The 4,601-nt window shown below is 64.1% G+C and carries 4 protein-coding genes; 3 read left to right on the top strand and 1 reads right to left on the bottom strand.

Annotated elements, in window-relative coordinates; genetic code table 11:
• Positions 1–4: 4 nt before the first annotated feature.
• The 3 genes from RMO81_RS10225 to RMO81_RS10215 all read left to right on the top strand — a co-directional run bounded on the left by RMO81_RS10225 (position 5) and on the right by RMO81_RS10215 (position 3,578).
• On the top strand, positions 5–559 hold the full coding sequence (locus RMO81_RS10225; protein WP_310475752.1) for a GcrA family cell cycle regulator: 555 nt from the start codon (positions 5–7) through the stop codon (positions 557–559).
• 89 nt (positions 560–648) lie between these two features.
• Positions 649–2,133 carry an NAD(P)/FAD-dependent oxidoreductase gene (locus RMO81_RS10220; RefSeq protein WP_310475751.1) on the top strand — a complete coding sequence of 495 codons (1,485 nt, stop codon included), beginning with the start codon at positions 649–651 and terminating at the stop codon, positions 2,131–2,133.
• Complete coding sequence (locus RMO81_RS10215) at positions 2,130–3,578, top strand: serine hydrolase domain-containing protein (protein WP_310475750.1); 1,449 nt, start codon at positions 2,130–2,132, stop codon at positions 3,576–3,578. The genes RMO81_RS10220 and RMO81_RS10215 overlap by 4 nt, the downstream gene beginning before the upstream one ends.
• 242 nt (positions 3,579–3,820) lie before the next feature.
• On the opposite strand, the gene RMO81_RS10210 is transcribed toward RMO81_RS10215, so the two are convergent.
• A partial coding sequence (locus RMO81_RS10210) for a glycosyltransferase family 2 protein (protein ID WP_310475749.1) occupies positions 3,821–4,601 on the bottom strand: 781 nt, incomplete at its 5' end.

Raw genomic sequence — 4,601 nt, 5'->3', positions numbered from 1 at the left:
CGCCATGGCCTGGACCGACGAACGCATCGCAAAGCTCAAGCAGGGCTGGGAAGGCGGCATGACCGCCACCCAGATCGCCGAGCTGCTGGGCGAAGGCGTGACCCGCAATGCCGTGATCGGCAAGGCGCACCGGCTTGGCCTCGAAAGCCGGCCTTCACCGGTGAAGGCCACCGACGCTGCGCCAGCGCCAGCTCGTGCTGCAGCGGCGGCGCCACCGCCGCAGGCCGTCGCACCGGCGCCAGCGCCAGCCCCGGTTGCCGCCACTGCAACAGCCTTCGCGCCGGTGGAGGCACCATCCGCGCGCCCGGTGACCAAGCCGGCCCCGGCAACCAGCAAGGGCGGCAAGCAAACCCGCACCAGCCTGCTCGAACTGAACGAGAAGGTGTGCAAGTGGCCGCTCGGTCACCCAGACGACGCTGATTTCCACTTCTGTGGCCGTCCGTCCAACGCCGGCTTCCCCTATTGCAACGATCATTGCCTGGTCGCCTATCAGGCGCAGATGCCGCGCAAGGATCGCCCGCGCCAACTGCCGCCGCTTCCCGGCGCGCCGCGTCGGTAAGGCAGCGCAGGACCCCTGCCCCCTGCCCTTTTGACCCATTGCCGCTGCCGCACTCTCCCTTTACGTGAACGTAAGGGGAGAAGCTGACCGTGCATGATACCGATTTCGATGTGCTGATTGTGGGTGCTGGCCTGTCCGGCATTGGCGCTGCTGTTCACCTCAAGAAAAATTGCCCAAACGAACGCTTTGCCATCCTGGAAGGCCGTGAGGCCATCGGCGGCACCTGGGATCTGTTCCGCTATCCCGGCATCCGTTCCGACAGCGACATGTACACGCTGGGATATAATTTCAAACCCTGGACGTCTGCCAAGGCCATCGCCGATGGCCCGTCGATCCGCAGCTATGTCCGCGAAACCGCCGACGAGCATGATCTCAACCGCCATATCCACTATGGTCACAAGGTCGCCGCCGCCAAGTGGGATAGCACCGCCGCGCGCTGGACCATCACCACCACCACCAAGAACGGCAGCGCCACCTTCACCTGCCGCTTCCTGTTCATGTGCAGCGGTTATTACAACTACACCGAAGCCTATCGCCCGACCTGGGACGGCGAAGCCGATTTCAAGGGCACCATCATCCACCCACAGTTCTGGCCGGAAAATCTCGATCATGCTGGAAAACGGGTCGTGGTGATCGGTTCAGGCGCCACCGCCGTCACCATCGTGCCGGTCATGGCGGAAACCGCCGCCCATGTGACGATGCTGCAACGCTCCCCCACCTGGATGGCCTCTGGCGCCAGCTCCGACTGGATCGCCAATGTCCTCAAGGCAATCCTGCCCGCGCAAATGGCCTACAAGCTGGTGCGCTGGAAGAATGTCAGCTTTGGCATGTGGTTCTACAAGCAGACCCGCGTGAACCCTGGCCGGGTCCGTGAGACGATGCTCAAGCGCCTCGCCAAGCAGCTACCCGCCAACTACGACATCAAGACCCACTTCACCCCCAGCTACAACCCGTGGGACCAGCGTCTGTGCCTCGTGCCCGATGGCGATCTGTTCAAGAGCATCAGCGACGGCAAGACAGATATCGTCACCGATCATATCGAGAAATTCGAAGCCGGCGGCATTCGCCTCAAGTCCGGCAAGCTGCTGGAAGCCGATCTGATCGTGACGGCCACTGGCCTGAAGCTGCAAGCCATGGGCGGCATGACCATTACCGTGGACGGCAAGGCCCATATTCCGGGTGAAAGCCTGGCCTACAAGGGCATGATGTTCTCCGGCGTCCCCAATCTGGCGCAGAGCTTTGGTTACATCAACGCCAGTTGGACCCTGCGTTCCGATCTGATCGCCGGCTATGTCTGCCGCCTGCTCAATCATATGCGCGCCACGGGCGTGGACAGTGTTACCCCCACCCCGGCGGCCGATGTTGTGCCGGCGCGGCTGATGATGGATCTGCAATCCGGTTATGTGCAGCGCGGTTCTGATGTGATGCCCAAGTCCGGCAATCGCGCGCCGTGGGTGGTTACCGCCAACTACACCTACGACCGCAAGGAACTGCAGGATGGCCCAGTGACGGACGAAGTGGTCTTCGCCAAGGCGCAAGCCGCCCCCGCCGCCCTGCTGGCGGCTGCCGAATGAAGCGGCTCGCTGCCATCCTGGCCCTGCTTGCCACTACCGCAAGCGCACAACCCGTAACCCCGCCCACCGACACCGCCACCCTGGAAGCCATCCGCCTGATCGACGCCTGGGCTGATGCTGGCCAGGTCTATGGCCGCTGGCCGGCCTATTCGGTCGCCATCGGGCACAAGGATCGGCTGCTGTGGTCGAAAGGCTATGGCACCGTCGATGCCGCGCGGAAGCTGCCGGCCAAGGGCGATACGATCTACAGCATCTGCTCCATTTCCAAGCTGTTCACCGCCGTCGCCGTGATGCAGCAGTGGGAAGCCGGCAAGCTGCGGCTGGATGAACCCGTCACCACCTATCTGCCCTGGGCCGCGCCCAAGCCCGATGGCCGCGATTCCATCCCCATCACGCTGCGCGCCCTGCTCACCCATTCCGCCGGCGTCCAGCGCGACAGCGATGTCGGCAACTGGACCGGCCCCAACTATATCTTCCCGACCCGCGATCATCTGAAAGCCGAAATCAGCCAGCATCAACCGCTTTATCCGGTCGGTCGCACCTACCAATACAGCAATGTCGGCCTCACCCTCGCTGCCGAAGCGGCGGTGGCGGTATCGGGCACGGATTATGCCAGCCTGGTCAACAACGGCATCATCACCCCGCTCGGCCTGAAGGACACGCGGCCCGATCACCCGTATCAACTGCTCGGCACGCGCATGGCTGTCGCCTGGAGCCCGCTCGATCGCGCCGGCAATCGCAGCTTGCTCAGCCGCTTCGACGCGAAAGCCATCACACCGGCTGCCGGCTTCACCAGCACCGCCGATGATCTGGTGCGTTTCGGCCTATGGCAGATCGGCCTGCTGGCGCAGGACAGCGCGCCGGCAAAACCGGGTGTGCTCAAACCCAGCACGTTGAAGGAAATGCAGCGCATCCAGTTCATCGACAAGGTGAACTTCGGCAGCTGGGGCCTTGGTTTCTACAATGACGCTGCCGACGAGGGCAATTACATCGGCCACGATGGCAGCTGCCCCGGCTATCACACGGCCTTGAATATCCGCCCCGACAGCGAAACAGCGGTGGCCGTGATGACCACCGACAGTCACGAAGTGGATGCTGATACCAAACAAGTCCACAAGCTGCTCGACGCCCGCCGCGCCCACGCCTGGAAAGGCGCCGCCCCCGCCGCCATCCCGCTGGAAGACTATGCCGGCCGCTACACCAACGGCACCTGGAACAACGAAACCATAATCCTGCCGTGGAACGGCGGCCTCGTGACCCTCGACCTGCCGGACGCCAAAGCTGCCGACAGCCTCTCCACTCTCAAGCCCATCGCCCCCAACCGCTTCCGCCGGATCGCCAGAGACGGCAGCGAAATGCACGAAGTGACGTTCTTGCGGGACGCATCGGGGCGCGTGACGGCGAAGGAGGAGTATTACAATCGTTCGGTGCGGGACGTGAAATAGAAAAGGGCCTCCGGCGGGCAGGGGCTGAGCCCCTGCACCCACTTTTGTTTTCGGACGGCCCCCAAAGCCACTCTCATACCCGTCACCCCGGAATTGACCCGGGGCGACGTGCAACAAAGGTTTGCCAGGACCGCCTGAAAAAAAACGGGTGCAGGGACTGCGTCCCTGCCCGCCGGAGGCACTGTTACTCCTTCAAATCCGCTGCCTCATGGACGACCAGACGGCCTAATTGCCGGGATATCTTACCGTCCAAAGGCCATCACCGCCGCCGCCGGTGACAGCCGTGCGCGGACTGCGGGTGGGGGTGGCAATTGGTTCAGGCCACGCAGAGCGGCCATGGCTTCGGCCCGTTCGCCGCGCAGGACCAGTTTGGCGATGGCGGCCATCGACCAGGCCCAGGCGGCCGGCACCGCCAGTGGCCGAAAGCGCAACATGAAGCGCAGGCGGTTGCGGTAGTTGAAATAGTGGGAGAAGGCGCTGGCGCGCTGCGTGGGGGATGCGCTGCCGATGCTGGTGCCGGTGTGGTGATAGACGATGGCATCGGCGCACAGGCGAAACGGCAAAGCGCCGCGGCGGGCGGCCCAGTCGATCTCTTCATAATAGAGGAAATAATCATCGGCCATCAGGCCGACCTGTTCGATGAAGGCGCGGGAGGCAACCATGGCGGCGCCGGAGATGAAATCGAGGCTGGCCGGATCGGGCAGTACCGCCGCTTCGGGCAGCAGCCCCTTGTTGACGTTCTCTGCCACGCCGGTCCAGCGCCGGATGCGGCCACCGTCGCTTTGCAGCAAGTTGGGCGGCTGCTGATACCGGATGCGCCCGCCCATCAGGCCAAAGGCGCCGGGCAAGGCCGCGGCGCGGGCGAAGGCGGCGGCGGTATCAGGCAGAACTTCGCAATCGGGATTGAGCACCCAGAACAGCCCCACCGCCGGCTGCGCGCGCAGCAGCGCCAGGCCCAGATTGCAGCCGCCGGCATAGCCGAGATTGTGCGGGGAACAGATGATGGTGATCGGCGCCAGATCG

It is taken from the genome of Sandarakinorhabdus sp., from assembly GCF_031422795.1.
In the GTDB taxonomy this organism is placed as follows: Bacteria; Pseudomonadota; Alphaproteobacteria; order Sphingomonadales; family Sphingomonadaceae; genus Sandarakinorhabdus.
Note: the sequence above shows the minus strand (reverse complement) of the source record. Positions and strands in the feature narration are given on the sequence as shown.

Coding starts and splice junctions, on each gene's coding strand:
- RMO81_RS10225 (WP_310475752.1), top strand. CDS start 5: ATGGCCTGGACCGACGAACGCATCGCAAAGCTCAAGCAGGGCTGGGAA.
- RMO81_RS10215 (WP_310475750.1), top strand. CDS start 2,130: ATGAAGCGGCTCGCTGCCATCCTGGCCCTGCTTGCCACTACCGCAAGC.